Genomic DNA, 14892 nt, shown 5'->3' on the forward strand with positions numbered 1-14892 from the left:
ACATTTATTCTTAGCTAAATAAGTTACCTTGTATCATAAAATAGTTACCCCCTTATTTGACTCTTTACCTACTGTATTTGTTGAGTTTTTAATTAAAGAACGTATATTTCCTGATTAGTAAATAGGTAAACTTGTAATACTGTTTTTACCACTTCAAAATCACTATAAAGAATTATTGTTTTCTAACCACTAGGCGGATCATGCTCCAAAAAACACGTCAGACGTTAATGCTAATATGCTTAGCATTAGGCGTATCAAGTACATCTTTCGCCGCTATACCTATTGGTTATTATGATTCAGTCAACACGGAATCAGCACAAACCTTAAGAGGCTCTTTGCATCAGATAATTAATGATCACCAAAGGTTTCCGTACACATCTAGTGCCACTGATACTTGGGACATACTCGAACAAGCAGATGAAAACCCTGATGACAAGGCGCAAATCATTAGTATTTATACCAACAGAACCTACCCAAAAGCCGGTGGAGGCAATAGCCATTACAACCGCGAACATGCTTGGCCAAAATCCTATGGATTTCCTGATAACAGCTCTGGTAATTATCCATATACGGATGCTCACCACCTATTTTTGGCAGACAGCGGTTACAACTCTAGTCGTAATAATAAACCCTATGCCGAATGTGACTCTGGGTGTGCTGAAAAAGTCACCACAGCAAACCATAACCGAGGGGGTGATGACAGTGAATCTAATTGGACTATCGGCTCAGGTTTTACAGGAAGTTGGGAAACATGGAGCGAACGTAAAGGTGACACCGCTCGCGCTCTTATGTACTTAGCCGTCAGGTACGAGGGCGGCACACATTCAGTAACAGGCAAACCCGAGCCCGATCTTAGATTAACCGATAACCGCACCTTAATTGGCCAGTCGAATACTGGGGATAATCTATCCATCGCCTACATGGGACTAAGAAGCACCTTAATTCAATGGCACAAAGACGATCCAGTCGATGACTTTGAACGCCGCCACAACGATACTGTTTATTCCTATCAAGGCAATCGCAATCCCTTTATCGACCACCCTGAATATGTCATATGTGTATTCGAAAACAATTGTTCTGGAACGAACTCGGCTCTTGATATCACAGCAACAAGTCCAAGCAATGTATGGATAAATGAACTTCATTATGACAATAGCGGCACAGACCAAAATGAATTTGTTGAGATTGCAGGTACTGCCAATAGCAACCTAGATGGCTGGATATTAGTGGCCTACAACGGCAACAATGGCAAGCCTTACAAGACCACTCTTTTGTCTGGCACCATCAGCAATCAACAAAACGGATTTGGCACTTTGTCATTCAATATAAGTGGCTTACAAAATGGTTCAGCAGACGGCTTAGCTTTAATCAATGGCAAAGGTAGCGTGATTCAATTCTTAAGTTACGAAGGTACCTTAACCGCCACCAGTGGTGAAGCGAATGGATTAACTTCAATAGATATTAATGTCAGTGAAACTAGTTCAACTCGTTTAGGATACTCTCTGCAGTTGTCTGGAACAGGGCAAAACTATAATGACTTCATTTGGAAATCCGCCGTAACAAGTACAGCTGGTTCGTTAAATAACGGCCAGTCTTTCTAAGCGAAAAATAGCTACTGAGCATATTAGTATCTGAATTTAAGATTAAATGGATGTATCAATAACCTTAAAGTTTTTAATCCTTAATTTTTGAGGTTTTTAACAAGAATATTGGTTATGTTAAACTCTCTACTTTATTCATATTTCTTTAGACATACTTTACAAAATGCCACCCTCAACACATCCGATTTTTTGGCGTGACACAGCATTACCCTTTGTCGAGCTACGGCAAGTAGCAGATGGTCGTCATGTGAGTTATACCCCTCACTTTCATAAAGAATGGTCAATTGGCGCTATTTTAGCGGGTAAAAGTGAATTTGTATGTGAAGGGCGTTTGCATAAGGTTAAAGCTGGGACATTAGTTATGATGAACCCAAATGTCGTGCACGCTTGCAACCCTTTACAAGATTCCCCTTGGGCCTATTACATGATGCATTTAGACAAACAGTGGCTTAGTTCATTATTATCAAATACGAAAGTAACAGCTAGAGCTGAATGGCAAGATACGCCTCTCGACACCTTAGATATTCCCAGTTTTTATGAGGAATTCACAACCGTATGTACACACTTAATGTCGACGAGTTTTTCATCCAATCAGAAGCATGAAAGTCTGCAAAATTATTTGCTGAGCTTATTCACCCATTTATATAACACAATAGAAAATCCTCCCCCTATTCCACCTATTAATACCCTTTACAAAGTAGCAAATTACCTAAATCAATATTGCCTAGAAAACACTCCGATTAAACGTCTTAGTGCAGAGTTTGGACTAAGTACTGGGTATTTGAACCGCACATTTAAGCAACAATTCAACATGACCCCTCATGCATATCGATTGAACTGCCGAATTCAATCGACTCAAGAAGCCTTAAAAGCAGGCAATACCATAGTTGAAGTGGCACATGATGCAGGTTTTAGTGATCAAGCCCATTTTCAACGAGTATTCAAACAACGTGTTGCGGCTACGCCAAATCAATACCGCCACACGGTTTGTTAAAAAACTCAAACCAAGAGCATAAAACAACTACCCGCTAGCAATAAAGCTAATGTTTTATTCATAAAGCGCATTTTTTGATGACTTTGAAAATACTGCCCCACTACAATGCCTACTCCAACCCATATAGCGAGCGATAACCAGCAAATAGGTAAATATATACCGGCAAATACCAGTACTTCATTTGGTTTAGTTTGTGGAATATAAGCCGAAATACCAGACATCGAAGCTAACCAAGCTTTAGGGTTCAGCCATTGCATGACAGTGCCGGTTATAAAAGAGGGAGCATGGCCATTATTGTTAACTTGAAGTTCACCATTATCCATAAAAAGCTGGTAACTAAGGTAAATTAAAAAGCAAATACCTAACCATTGAATCGCTTGTGTAATCCAAGGCAATACTAGATTTAAATAATGTAAGCTAAAACCAATAAACAAAAATAGTGCAATAAATCCAAACGTCGCTCCAGTTACAAACACTAGGCCAACTTTTAGCCCATAACGAGCACTACCACTCAAAGATAAGATATTTACAGGTCCGGGCGAAAGTGAAGCCGCAAGCGCAAATAGGCTCATGGAAACAAGAAGAGATACCGTCATTTTTAAAACACTTATTGAAGTTGGATGAAGTGTTAATCATGGATGAATGACAGCTAAGAGTATTGAACAAAAATGACCTTAAGAGTCTTTTGAACCACCGCCAATAAAGTCTAATAGCTAGCAGTACGATAAGCCAAGGCATTAACAAAACGCTCAACCTTACTTGGCGTAAAGCATAAAGTGCGTTTAATCTGTTCGCTGCCAGTATCTTTTGTTGTCGTCAATAAATGGCTGCGATGGTTTTCGTCATCATGCCAAATGACTTTACTCGACACGCTAATATGCAATGCATTGCCACTGTACCAATCACAAAATAACAAGCTTGCAAGCGGGTTTTCTATTAAGTTACCTAGCGTATTAAAAAAGCCATTTCCAGGGTAATCATCTATCAACAATTGTCCTTTTGGATTGATAGATACAAAACCAGCACTGCCACCACGATGAGAAATATCGGCACCACGATCATTCCCTTGTTGACCATCATCAAAATGACTCGCAATAAAAAAGGCATCGGCGCTAGATATAAAGTCTTTATCTACCTGATTAAGATGTGAGTCTGTGGTTAAAGAAAAATCACCATAACCTTGATTATGCACCAAAGTTTTAGGCTGTATATATTTAGGACAATTGCCATAACTTTGTAATATCGATAAGCGAATGTTTTTCTGATTGATATCAGTAATTACAGCATTAGCACGATTACGCCTTTTTGTGTCAAATTCAATACCCAATAACCCCACTCGATCACCTATTTTGATGTCATCGTTAATGAAATCTCCTAACGAGCTTTGAGTATTGATAATTAATTCAGTCTCTGACGGTGATTGGATAAAATTCGGTACCCCAAACAACAAACTAGCCCGTGTCTGCATACGATGATCCATATAGCCGATATAAATCATGGTCAAAGCGCTAAAAAAATCTCGATGCTGTTGCGGCATAAACTCACGGATAAACTTAGGCCCAATATCAACCATACGCTCATAGGTGCCAGCTAATTTTTGTATACTCACTTCGCCCTTATGCCATACCGTTCCTGCATCGTTATTCATGATAAATCTTATGCCGTAATGAGTTCGAGGCGGATCCCACCAGGAATAAAACACATCATATGTTGAATGGGTAAATCACCTAATTGCTCTGGAGCAAATTCAATTTCAACATTATCAAGCAGCTTAAATCTTTGATACAAACTATTTAAAGCCTCTATGTTTGCCACCTTAAGTGCAAAGTGATGTAGACCAATATTTTGTTTGCGATTAAAGCTCACCATATTATCCCTATCAGCAACCTGCCAAAGGGTTAGCATGACTGTGCCATCAGATACAAAAATTGCGGGGTAATCAGGCTTTTCACCTACCCGTTCAAACTGCAGCTGCTCAATAAAAAACGCTGCGGTTTGTTTAATATCTGGCACGTTTAGGCCTAAGTGATGAATGCCCAACGTGGAAATTGGAGTTGTATCAACAACAACTAGAGTAGATGAACTGCACATAGAGAATGACCTTAATATTAATGTTATCTGCATGGGTGAACAAATCTGTACACCCATGATAGGTGAACAGACTTGTTTACGTCAAGGCAAAAATGTTTATAATTTATAAAAGTAGAAAAACTAAGACCAGATAAAATGCAGCCACGAAAACAACACTTAGTCGACACCGCATTAACCTTATTTAATCAATATGGTTATCACGCTACTGGTATCGACTTAATTTTAGCCCAATCAAAAGTGTCAAAAGCAACCCTATATAAACACTTTAGAAGTAAAGATGAGTTAATTTTAGCGGTATTAGAACAGCGCCATAACCAAATATTAGCCATGTTCAACAGCAAGGTTGAGCAGGCAGCTCTTAAAGGCTCGCATCCACTCCTTGGAATATTTGACGCACTAGATGAATGGTTCAATAGTGATGAATTTTATGGCTGCAACTTTATAAATGCTAGTGCTGAATATGCAGCCTCCCTAGACCCTATTCATGTGTTTGCTGCGCAACATAAACAAGCAATTGTCGACCTTATCAAAACACAGTTAACTGCTACAGAGACAAATCAAGCAGAGCAAATTAGCTTGCTCATAGAGGGGGCGATTGTCATGGCACACACTAGAGGTATTAAAAATTCAGCCTTAACAGCTAAAATCATGGCTCAATATTTAATTAGCACCAGTTAGAAGTAAATACTTACATACTATCTAAAGATAAAGGAATGTTTTTGAATTAAAACAAGCCATGCTTTGGTCTTAATCATTAAATACTTTCTTAGAAAAAATTTATGCTCCAATTTAAAGCAATCAAACCGTTCTCTTTAGTGAAGACACACACTAGTTTTATTGTTAACCAAATAAGGCTCCCGACGGACGCATTCAACAAGCTTTCAACCTTCAGTAGTTTAGTGCTCATCGTATTATATTTATTTGCATTTAACGTACAGGCAGTTGATGCCACTTGGCCTACAAAGACCCAGTACCATTACGCTAAAATCAAAGAACAAAAAATATTTTACCGAGAAGCTGGCACACAACATAAGCAAACCATAGTTTTGTTGCATGGTTATCCTTCATCGTCGCATACCTATCGTGAACTTATCCCACTTTTATCTGGCCGTTACCATGTGATTGCGCCTGATTATTTAGGATCAGGTTTCAGTGACCGACCTGCCCCTTCAAAACAAGATTACACGTTTGAGGTATTAGCCAAATATGTAACCGCATTACTTCAACACCTCAAAGTAGAGAGATATAGCCTATACCTTCAAGACTTTGGGGCGCCCGTTGGGTTTAGAATGTTACTGAAAAATCCAGAGAAACTAGACGCTTTAATCGTGCAAAATGGCAATACTTATCTCGAAGGATTAACACCACAACGTCAAGCATTTTTCAAGCAAGCCAATCTAGACAGATCACAAGCACAACTAGATAAACTTTATTCGTTCACCGGTGAGCAAGCAATCATCTACAAGCAATACCTAAGAGATGTAACCGGTAATACCAGTATTATGAACCCAGATAGCTGGACCCACGATTTACATTTTTTACAGACTCAAAAAGACAGGCTAATTCAAGTTAAACTACTGCAAGATTATTACAATAACTTACTAGATTACCCCAAATGGCAGGCTTATCTAAGGCAATACCAACCAGCAACTTTAATTATATGGGGTAAAAAAGATCCAGCTTTTATCGCAGCTGGTGCACAAGCCTATTTAAAAGATTTACCTAATGCAGAATTACACTTGTTAGATTCAGGGCATTTTACAGTAGAAGAAAAACCAGTAGTCGTCGCCAAATATATAACTGCTTTTATGACGTCTCTAGAAACTCAAAAAACTTCAAAGCCATAATCAAAAACGTAGAGGTAGTCTATATAGACTACCTAATATACTTTGCAAATGACTAAACTACTCATTAGCTCACAAGCATTTATATAGCTAAATGTAATTTACCCTTTTAATTTATCTATTTACTCTGAAAGCTACCTTTCAAATAAGAATATAAATTCTGCAAATCAAAAGGCTTACCTAAAAAGCCAGTGAATCCCATGGACTTATATTCTTCAATATCTTCTGACATAACGTTTGCCGTAAGTGCAACAATTGGAACACTTGTGTTGTGTTGCCTAATAACTCTAAATGCCTGCTTTCCATCCATGATTGGCATCTGAATATCCATAAGAACGATATCAGGATGACATAAACCAAACATACTAACGGCTTCTTCTCCATTTTCAGAAAAATAAAGTTCCGCATTCGTTTCTTCTAGCATCGACTTTATAATCTCTTGATTGATTATGTTATCTTCTGCAATAAGAATTCGCTTACCGCTAAGGTTAGGAGTTTCAATATTAATGACTTGAGTTTTTGGCCCTTCAACCTTAGTCGATTTTTTTAGAGGTAAGAAAATAGTAAACTTAGTTCCTTTTCCCTCGGTGCTATTAATACTGATGTCCCCCCCCATCAGAGAGACTAAATCTTTAGTAATTGACATACCAAGCCCAGTGCCACCGAACTTTCTGGTTATTGATACATCTGCTTGTGTAAACCTTTCAAATAACACACTTAAAGCTTCTTCAGACATGCCTATACCCGTGTCTGTTAATTCAATTGCCACACCAGGTATATTATTTTTATGTGTCTCGCTAAGGCCAATAGTTACCCCACCGTCTTCAGTAAACTTAATAGCATTTGAAACCAAATTAAGCAGAACTTGCCTAATTCTTACCGGATCACCTATCCAAACCCTAGGAATGTCTTCCTCAAAATAGACATTAATGCCTAAATCTTTTTCCAGAGCAACAGGTAACATATCCGAGATAACTGACTCAGTTATAGTCAATATAGAAAACTCAATATTCTCTACCGTCAGCTGGTTTGCTTCAATCTTAGAGTAATCAAGAATATCGTTAATTATCCTTAATAAAGAGTTAGCAGAAAAAATAGCTTGAGGGATCAATTTTTGATTTTTAGGATTATTAATATCCCGTTGCAACAACTGCAAAATGCCTAAAATTGCATTTAAAGGGGTGCGTATTTCATGGCTCATATTTGATAAAAATAAACTTTTAGCATTATTCGAGCTCTCCGCCTGTTGTTTCGCTTCTCGCAGCAAGCTTTCAGTCTGGTGCCGCTCACTTATATCCTGAATCACTGACCAAGTATAATCTTTCCCATCCTCTCCTTTAATTTTTACACCTGATAATTGTACAGGATAGCTATGTCCTGATTTGTGAATATACTCTTTTATATAAGGTCCGTAGCGCCCAGTAACTGTTAATAAACGATGCTGTTCCTCGTCTAATTCTTTATATTTCTCTGGGGTGAGCTGCCAATAAGATAACCTGTTAAGCTCTTCCGGCTGATAACCAGAAAAACGAATTAACTCTTGGTTAGCATAATCAAATTGTCCATCTTCTACTCTATTTATGGCCACCCCAACTGGGGCTAAATTAACAAACTGTTTAAATTTTTCTTTTTCTAATAAGTAAGCTCGTTCAAAGTTTTTCGCATCAAGGTGAGCATCTACCAATTTTATCTGGGTTTTTACTAAATCAGACACATCTCTGCCGGCAACAAGAACAAGGGGCCTATCTCCAAGAGGTATGGCAGTTAACGACACTAAGCTTGGAAATGTCGAACCATCTAACTTTACATACTGCCACTGGAAAACTTGCGGCTCACCTTGCAGGGCCTTTTGAATGTATTCCATTGCCATGTAGTTAGATTTTCGACCACAAAGTTGGAGCTCTGGAGATAAGTCAGCTGGTGTTAACTTAAGAAAACTCTCTTGGCTATCAACTCCGTGCATAGCAATGGCAGACGAGTTACATTCAACATAAGTACCTGTACTCATATCAATAATTGAGAGGGCATCAGCAGAAATGTCAAACAGCTTTTTATATTTGTCCCTTTCGAAACAAACTTCATTAAGTTGACTTTTTAGCTTCTTATTTTCATTTACCAACGCCCTGTACTCGGACTCGTTCATCTCAATATATCCATTTTATATCGTCATTGGAGCAAAAAATTCATTATAAATTACCCATTAAAATAAACTGTAAAACGAAACTATGTTGGTGCTCAATACTGTAACTTTAAACTCAACAACTGCTAGCGTAGCTGGCACTTAAACTAACAGTAAAATTGAGCGTACAGATAATTAGAGACTTAATAGGCTTCACTCGGGCTCCAATATACCTAATCACCGAGACTACTTTACAGCTGAACAACAGCGAGTAGAAGTCGTAAATATTATAATTGTTCTAATCGAATGCTATGCCATAGCCCAGTATTATATCGGCCAATTTTAAACTATATTGAATTTCAAGTTAATCGTGGATAATTGATGGTGTACTGCGGTCATCACGCAACATAACTAATAAAACAGGCTTAATATTGGGTATTTTATTTACTTTATTGGGCATTAACCAAACTGCCACTTTGTGAGTAATAACACTTTCAGCCATCACCTTATAATTGCTCTTAAAGGCCTTAATATTCATTGGGACATTTTATTACTGGAGCCTATGGTCATTAGGAGGAGTGATTTAACCCGCACTTTTTACCGAATACTGAAACAATAGCCATCACTAAACACAATATTTACTGACTCAACTATATTTTGCATCGATTTTTTTAAGCGACCGCAAAAACAACCCCAACCCACCCACTGCTAATACCAAAATGACGATCAACTCAAAAGATGTCATGGTTCTTAAATTAAAACGAACAGAAGAGACCACACCAAAGATTAAGGCAGTAATTGAACCTAGGGTTAACAACCATCCTAAGATATTTTTAGCATTAAAAAACACTAAACCTATACCAAAAATAAAGGGGATCATGATCATGCCCCCGGTAACACCAAAGTTGTTGCCAAAACCAAACAACCTTGAACTAAGACCGAAGTTTGACGAAACAGTAATGGCATTAAGTAGCATATAAAAACCACCACACATCATAATCACGCCAATAAAAAACTGACCAATACCACCAGAACTGCCGCCTGCACCATTCATATTTAAGACTCTCTATTCTTAGGTGATAACACACCTTGGTTAACCTGTTTAAGCTTTGAAACTATTTATTCTTTTTAAAATCTTCTTCTGATGCTCCGGACCACACTTTACTTAACAAATGCATAGCCGTGGCAACGCGATTTATCGGTTTGATGAGGTCTGTAGTATCTGACTGCTGCATATCTAGTTTGATGGCTTCTAATGAATTCGCCATTTGACCAAGTTGTTGCACTGCTTGGGTAGTGGGGTCACCTTCAATTTGTAAGGTTTGCTTACTACTAAAAGCGCTACAAATATGTTCCCAACGAGCAGTTTGCTCTGCACTCATTACGCCCCTTAACATTGCCAGTTTAAGTAGGTTTTCTTCGGCACCCGAGGTGAGTGTTTGTGCTTCACCCGTATAGTGGTCGCCAATCAATTGCATCAGTTCATCCTGATTCATCACAGCCGAGACTTTTTCGGCCATTTTGTTCATATTTCGATAACTACCCTGCAATTTAAACGGGGGCTCTTCGCGATAGTCTTCTGCGGTAGCAGCTGATTGAATATACTGTAAGTTCACCTTCAAAATCACATTTTGAATGGCGCTAAGGTGCTTTAAGACACTGATGATTTCGTTTACTTCTGCGCCACTATATTGATGATTTAGGTCACCACTAGTGCTTTCTCCATTTTGCGCCATAGCGACAAATTTATAAACGTCTTGCATATCTCTTAATGCTAAAGGTGCAAGAACAGGGTTAGACGTCAGGGCATTTTCGATATAGCTCAGTGCAAACTGCTCTTCTTTGCCTCCTAACACATCCCCTAAGTTGTAGATGTCAGCGCGGTTTGCCAACATATCAGGCACTTTAAACACATCCCCTGATTCCGTGTAAGGGTTACCCGCCATGACCACACAGAATTTTTTACCTCGCATGTCATAAGTTTTAGCTTGGCCTTTCCATACCCCTTCGATACGCCTAGTACCATCACATAGCGAGATAAATTTTTGTAAAAACTCAGGATGGGTATGTTGGATATCATCCAAGTACAACATCACATTGCTACCCATCTCTAAACCTAAATTGAGTTTTTCAAGTTCTTGGCGGGCGGTGGCGTTAGGTGCATTCTCTGGGTCAATAGAGGTCACATCATGGCCAAGAGACGGACAGTTTATTTTCATAAACACCAAACCTAAGCGGTCGGCTACATATTCCATCAAGGTGGTTTTACCGTAACCGGGAGGCGATATTAATAATAATAACCCCATTAAATCGGTACGCTTATTGTCACCTACTGTACCCATTTGTTTCGCTAAATTATCGCCAATAATGGGCAAATATACTTCGTTGATTAAACGATTACGTACAAAGGAACTTAACGGCTTAGCCTTGTAGGCATCCAGTTGTAACTCTTGTTTGCTTAGCAGCATTTGTTGCTGGCGTAACTCATGATATCGATGAAAGTTAGCCACATGTTGCACATGATACTGATTAAGCCTTTCACTATATTCATCTAAAGCAATGTGTAACTGACTATCTTTAATATTTTTATGATCGCTAAGTAACCCATCAATGGTGATATTTAAGTCTACTTTACTAGGCCGAGTATTGAGCTTATCTTGGCAAATAATAAGTGCAGCAGCCTCTGGTAAATAATGGGCTAATTGTGCCTTATCATTTTCTGACAAAGTAGCGGCTAACCATGCATTAGTAAGCGACCACTGCTCCTCTAATCCATATATAACAACACCATTAGACGGAGAACTCTCAATTAATTGATTAAACTGAGCCATGACAGATTGGAATTCATGACCATGACCTAGAGTGTCCAATTGCTTGGCAAAGTTTGCTGCTAACCCCTTGGCAGGCTGGCTGCTGATAAAGGCCAATTTAGGTTGAGCTAGTTCAGCGCTTAAATAATGACTACTTTGCTCAATTTCGTTGTGGGTAAAGGTTAAAGCAAATCGCTTACAAAACTCTTGTAGTTTGTGTTGCAAGCTTTGTTGTAATTGCTCAAAACCCTCAAGGCTATTAAAAGAATTAGCCAACAGCTGGGCGCTAAAGGCATGGCTTTGCCAGATTTTTTCTTGGTTTTTTTCTCGACTAGAAAACCCCCAAAACATCATGGCCAACGCTCTGGATTTTGGTGAGTAACGCAATAAATCTGCTTTTTGATGCACAGGCAAAATAGCCTGTAATACCTTTATCGTATCCGAGTCGTGAACACCTTTTTCGTAGCCTTCTTGGTAACGCTCAGAGATATAGCCGCGTACTAGATCTAATAACGCTTTTGAATCATTAGCTAACTCGTACAAACCCTTAATAGACTGTCCATTCTGTTGCAGCTCTGCATCACGAATAATTAAAGAGGCGAGATATTCAATACGGCTGACTTGGTCATTTTCAGACACTAAGGCCTGTTGCCAATAGGGTTTGAGTTCGTTTAATTCTTGACTGTCGAGCTGTTCAAAATAGTCAGTGCCAACCAGGTGTCGATACAAGCCGTCATCACGGGGTAACAAAGTTAAATCTAGATTTTGCGAATTCACACTAAACTTATGTTTACCCAACTTAATTACTGCGCCACCGTCTTCAAAAATATCCTGTTTATCTCGCAGACTACGGATACCCTGTTCTTTGGCAGCTTTAAGCTGAGCCTCTAAATCATCAGCTTTAACCGGATCGTTCAAATCACGAAGCTGTGCGACTAAGTCAGCTAGCTTCATAACCATAGGGTCAGAAGCAAAGTAAGTATTAAGCTGATCGGCATCGTTAAAGCCAGCAGCTCGCCTAGATACACCTTTTAAAATACGCTCTGCAGCAGTATATAAATTTTGTGAGCGACGTTGCTGGTCTTCAATCAGGCTTTGTTTGCGGCTTTCAAATACACTGTGAAGTTCTTCTCGTTTATCCATTATGTCGGATAAAAACTGATCATACTCACTGAATTTAGACTCTAGCTCTTCAAGCTGGATCATCAAGCGAGATAACTGCTCGTCGGCTTTGTCTGGTGTGTCAACCATGGCAATGGCGCTATTGATGCTTTGAGAAAACAATCTAAATTGCGCTGCAAACTCGGCAGAAGATTCGCCAGTTCCTAGCTCTTTACGACGATTTTTACCTTGGGCTTTGACTTGATTTAATTTGGCATATATTTCAGATATATCATCAAGAATCTTTATTCTTACTGTAGCGTCGTCTACTTTTAAACCATTTAAAATTTCGGTCAATAAATCTAAGCCAACAGATAAACTGTCTAATTCATCAATCAGTGGCTTAATATCTACTACTAGTGTTACTTCAGCCACGCTATTTTCTAAAGCGGAGACTTTTTCATGGTATGGTTGCAACGCTTTATCAGCTGCTAAAAACGCTACGGTAGCACTGCTCACCTCTTCGAATTTTTCAGTTACTTGAGCATCTAATTCGGCGATGCGCGTTTTATTGATATACCGCTGATCTTTCAAGGTGATTAAGTGGCCCCGCTGCTGACGTAATGCAGTCAAACAGTTCACGTATTGTTCGGGAGATTGCCAATCATTGATTTTAACTGACGCTAATACTTCAGCTTGTTTTTGCTCAGCGTGAACTAGGGCCTTGTCAGCCTGCAAGCGTATTTGCTCAACCTTAATAAACTCATCAATTACCAGCTCAGCGGTAGCAGTAATACTTTGTATAACCTCACCTAGGCCGTTAACTTCTGGCTCTGATAACCAATAATAACTGTCGAACATAGTGCGGCAGGTTTTGATTAAGTCTTCGTATAAATTACGACTGGGATTTGGGTTTGCCACACTGCGATTAATGGCAATCAAATCTGAAATACCCCGCACTAATTCTTTATTGCCAATGCGGCTAAAAAAACTATCGGTTGTGGGTTGTTTAGCAGCATGCTCTTGGCTGAAGTATGGGGTTTCCCATACTTGCATAGGGTGTACTCGAGTCGCTTCGTCTTCAGCTACAAACACCACCATAGTGCCATTTTCAAATACGCTATAGCCATGAGCATAAATAGGGTTTTGTAACTCTTTACGAATAAGGTTATAAGAATACAAGCCAACCAATCCAGATTCTGGCTCGTAAAATACGTAAAGCACATCCTCGCCATTAGGTGAGCGGATAGTACGCTTAAAACGTAAACCTTCTATTTCGTCAGGGAAAGACTTTGTTTCACCATTTTGTAGGTAATAACCACCGGGAAAAATAATGCCGTGGTCTTCTGGTAACGACACACAAGCTAAACCTATGGCATCAATACGATTAACCTGATTTGTTCGAGTGTTAAAGACCAAATAACGATACTGCTTTTCGCGGTAAGGTTGGATTTTTAGCAGAATCAAAGTGCCAATTTTTGCGTAGTGAATATCGGCATCTGCTAGGCTTTGAGTTTGATCGTCTACCGGTTCGTTATAGATCCCCAAACCGTCTTCGGTATTATTTTCGATCTTGATAGTGAGCTGACCGCTTAGGGTTTCAACAAACACAGAATCAAGAATATTAACGTGGGGATGTTGGCCCGTTTCGTGTTGCTCGCGCCCAGCTTTTAGCCATTCAAAATCATGTGAGGGAGCTACTTTAATTACCCGCTCACCGCGGTTATCTATGTAGGTAGCACTACCGTCTTTGTTTACTCGCCATTGAAAAACTCGTGTGTCTTCAATTTTTCGGCCAATTTGAAACACAGCAAAAAGGGTTTGATTTTGTACTTTAAGCTGAATTAAGCGAGCTTCTTTGTAATAAACGTATAACTCACTGAATTCTTTAACAAAGTTAGCATCTGCTAAAAAACTACCTGCTAGGTCTTGGGCTTCAAGATCATATCCTGCGTCACTTTGCTTGAGCTTAAACAAACCAAATACATCTTGTACTTTGGTTTCTTTTTTAAGGCCAATGAATACGTTGTAGCCAAATAAAATATGCTCACCAACTGGCACTATATCCCTAGCAACACAGTTATTTTCGGTTCTGACCCGTACTCGACTAAGTACATCTAATTTCGCTTGACCAAACTCATCAATGCGGGCTTGATTAAGGGCATCGACTTTTTGTTTAAGAGCTGACGCTTGCTCGGTTAAGCGAGCGCGAATAACTTCATAAGCCCCGCCCTCGGCAACCGCTTGGTCAACTTGGTTTTGATCTCTTGTAGCTTGTTCTGCCATAAAGCCTCTCCCAGCTAATGAAAACGAGCAGTGAAATCACTGCCCA

At 39.2% G+C, this 14892-nt stretch carries 11 protein-coding genes; 4 read left to right on the forward strand and 7 right to left on the reverse strand.

What is annotated here, in order from left to right:
* Positions 1-200: 200 nt before the first annotated feature.
* Both EOK74_RS10265 and EOK74_RS10270 read left to right on the forward strand, forming a co-directional pair.
* On the forward strand, positions 201-1601 hold the full coding sequence (locus EOK74_RS10265) for an endonuclease (protein ID WP_133469911.1): 1401 nt from the start codon (positions 201-203) through the stop codon (positions 1599-1601).
* 163 nt (positions 1602-1764) lie between these two features.
* Positions 1765-2595, forward strand: a complete 831-nt coding sequence (locus EOK74_RS10270) for an AraC family transcriptional regulator (protein ID WP_133469912.1) — start codon at positions 1765-1767, stop codon at positions 2593-2595.
* Positions 2596-2600: 5 nt separating this feature from the next.
* Here EOK74_RS10270 and EOK74_RS10275 read toward each other — a convergent pair whose 3' ends face one another.
* The 3 genes from EOK74_RS10275 to EOK74_RS10285 form a co-directional block, all read right to left on the reverse strand.
* Complete coding sequence (locus tag EOK74_RS10275; RefSeq protein WP_133469913.1) at positions 2601-3191, reverse strand: LysE family translocator; 591 nt, start codon at positions 3189-3191, stop codon at positions 2601-2603.
* Positions 3192-3301: 110 nt separating this feature from the next.
* Positions 3302-4243: a pyridoxamine 5'-phosphate oxidase family protein gene (locus EOK74_RS10280; protein WP_133469914.1), complete on the reverse strand. Its 942-nt coding sequence runs from the start codon at positions 4241-4243 to the stop codon at positions 3302-3304.
* Between the two features lie 8 nt (positions 4244-4251).
* On the reverse strand, positions 4252-4686 hold the full coding sequence (locus EOK74_RS10285; protein ID WP_133469915.1) for a VOC family protein: 435 nt from the start codon (positions 4684-4686) through the stop codon (positions 4252-4254).
* 135 nt (positions 4687-4821) lie between these two features.
* Between EOK74_RS10285 and EOK74_RS10290 the strand changes: the two genes are divergently transcribed.
* Both EOK74_RS10290 and EOK74_RS10295 read left to right on the forward strand, forming a co-directional pair.
* On the forward strand, positions 4822-5364 hold the full coding sequence (locus EOK74_RS10290; RefSeq protein WP_133469916.1) for a TetR/AcrR family transcriptional regulator: 543 nt from the start codon (positions 4822-4824) through the stop codon (positions 5362-5364).
* Positions 5365-5585: 221 nt separating this feature from the next.
* Positions 5586-6533: an alpha/beta fold hydrolase gene (locus EOK74_RS10295; RefSeq protein WP_239024076.1), complete on the forward strand. Its 948-nt coding sequence runs from the start codon at positions 5586-5588 to the stop codon at positions 6531-6533.
* 115 nt (positions 6534-6648) lie between these two features.
* Here EOK74_RS10295 and EOK74_RS10300 read toward each other — a convergent pair whose 3' ends face one another.
* The 4 genes from EOK74_RS10300 to EOK74_RS10310 all read right to left on the reverse strand — a co-directional run bounded on the left by EOK74_RS10300 (position 6649) and on the right by EOK74_RS10310 (position 14846).
* Complete coding sequence (locus EOK74_RS10300) at positions 6649-8673, reverse strand: PAS domain-containing hybrid sensor histidine kinase/response regulator (RefSeq protein ID WP_133469918.1); 2025 nt, start codon at positions 8671-8673, stop codon at positions 6649-6651.
* 340 nt (positions 8674-9013) lie between these two features.
* Positions 9014-9151, reverse strand: a complete 138-nt coding sequence (locus EOK74_RS20830) for a hypothetical protein (RefSeq protein WP_166638751.1) — start codon at positions 9149-9151, stop codon at positions 9014-9016.
* A gap of 144 nt (positions 9152-9295) precedes the next feature.
* Complete coding sequence (locus EOK74_RS10305; RefSeq protein ID WP_133469919.1) at positions 9296-9703, reverse strand: hypothetical protein; 408 nt, start codon at positions 9701-9703, stop codon at positions 9296-9298.
* Positions 9704-9764: 61 nt separating this feature from the next.
* The gene (locus EOK74_RS10310) at positions 9765-14846 is read right to left on the reverse strand and encodes a DNA repair ATPase (RefSeq protein WP_133469920.1); all 5082 of its coding nucleotides are present in this window, start codon (positions 14844-14846) and stop codon (positions 9765-9767) included.
* Positions 14847-14892 lie beyond the last annotated feature (46 nt).

It is taken from the genome of Paraglaciecola marina, assembly GCF_004360155.1.
Lineage (GTDB): Bacteria > Pseudomonadota > Gammaproteobacteria > Enterobacterales > Alteromonadaceae > Paraglaciecola > Paraglaciecola marina.

What these genes read in the sequence shown, in the direction of transcription:
- EOK74_RS10280 (WP_133469914.1), bottom strand. Translation starts at nt 4,243, where the DNA reads ATGAATAACGATGCAGGAACGGTATGGCATAAGGGCGAAGTGAGTATA.
- EOK74_RS10305 (WP_133469919.1), bottom strand. Translation starts at nt 9,703, where the DNA reads ATGAATGGTGCAGGCGGCAGTTCTGGTGGTATTGGTCAGTTTTTTATT.
- EOK74_RS10270 (WP_133469912.1), top strand. Translation starts at nt 1,765, where the DNA reads ATGCCACCCTCAACACATCCGATTTTTTGGCGTGACACAGCATTACCC.
- EOK74_RS20830 (WP_166638751.1), bottom strand. Translation starts at nt 9,151, where the DNA reads ATGGCTGAAAGTGTTATTACTCACAAAGTGGCAGTTTGGTTAATGCCC.
- EOK74_RS10290 (WP_133469916.1), top strand. Translation starts at nt 4,822, where the DNA reads ATGCAGCCACGAAAACAACACTTAGTCGACACCGCATTAACCTTATTT.
- EOK74_RS10285 (WP_133469915.1), bottom strand. Translation starts at nt 4,686, where the DNA reads ATGTGCAGTTCATCTACTCTAGTTGTTGTTGATACAACTCCAATTTCC.
- EOK74_RS10300 (WP_133469918.1), bottom strand. Translation starts at nt 8,673, where the DNA reads ATGAACGAGTCCGAGTACAGGGCGTTGGTAAATGAAAATAAGAAGCTA.
- EOK74_RS10310 (WP_133469920.1), bottom strand. Translation starts at nt 14,846, where the DNA reads ATGGCAGAACAAGCTACAAGAGATCAAAACCAAGTTGACCAAGCGGTT.
- EOK74_RS10275 (WP_133469913.1), bottom strand. Translation starts at nt 3,191, where the DNA reads ATGACGGTATCTCTTCTTGTTTCCATGAGCCTATTTGCGCTTGCGGCT.
- EOK74_RS10265 (WP_133469911.1), top strand. Translation starts at nt 201, where the DNA reads ATGCTCCAAAAAACACGTCAGACGTTAATGCTAATATGCTTAGCATTA.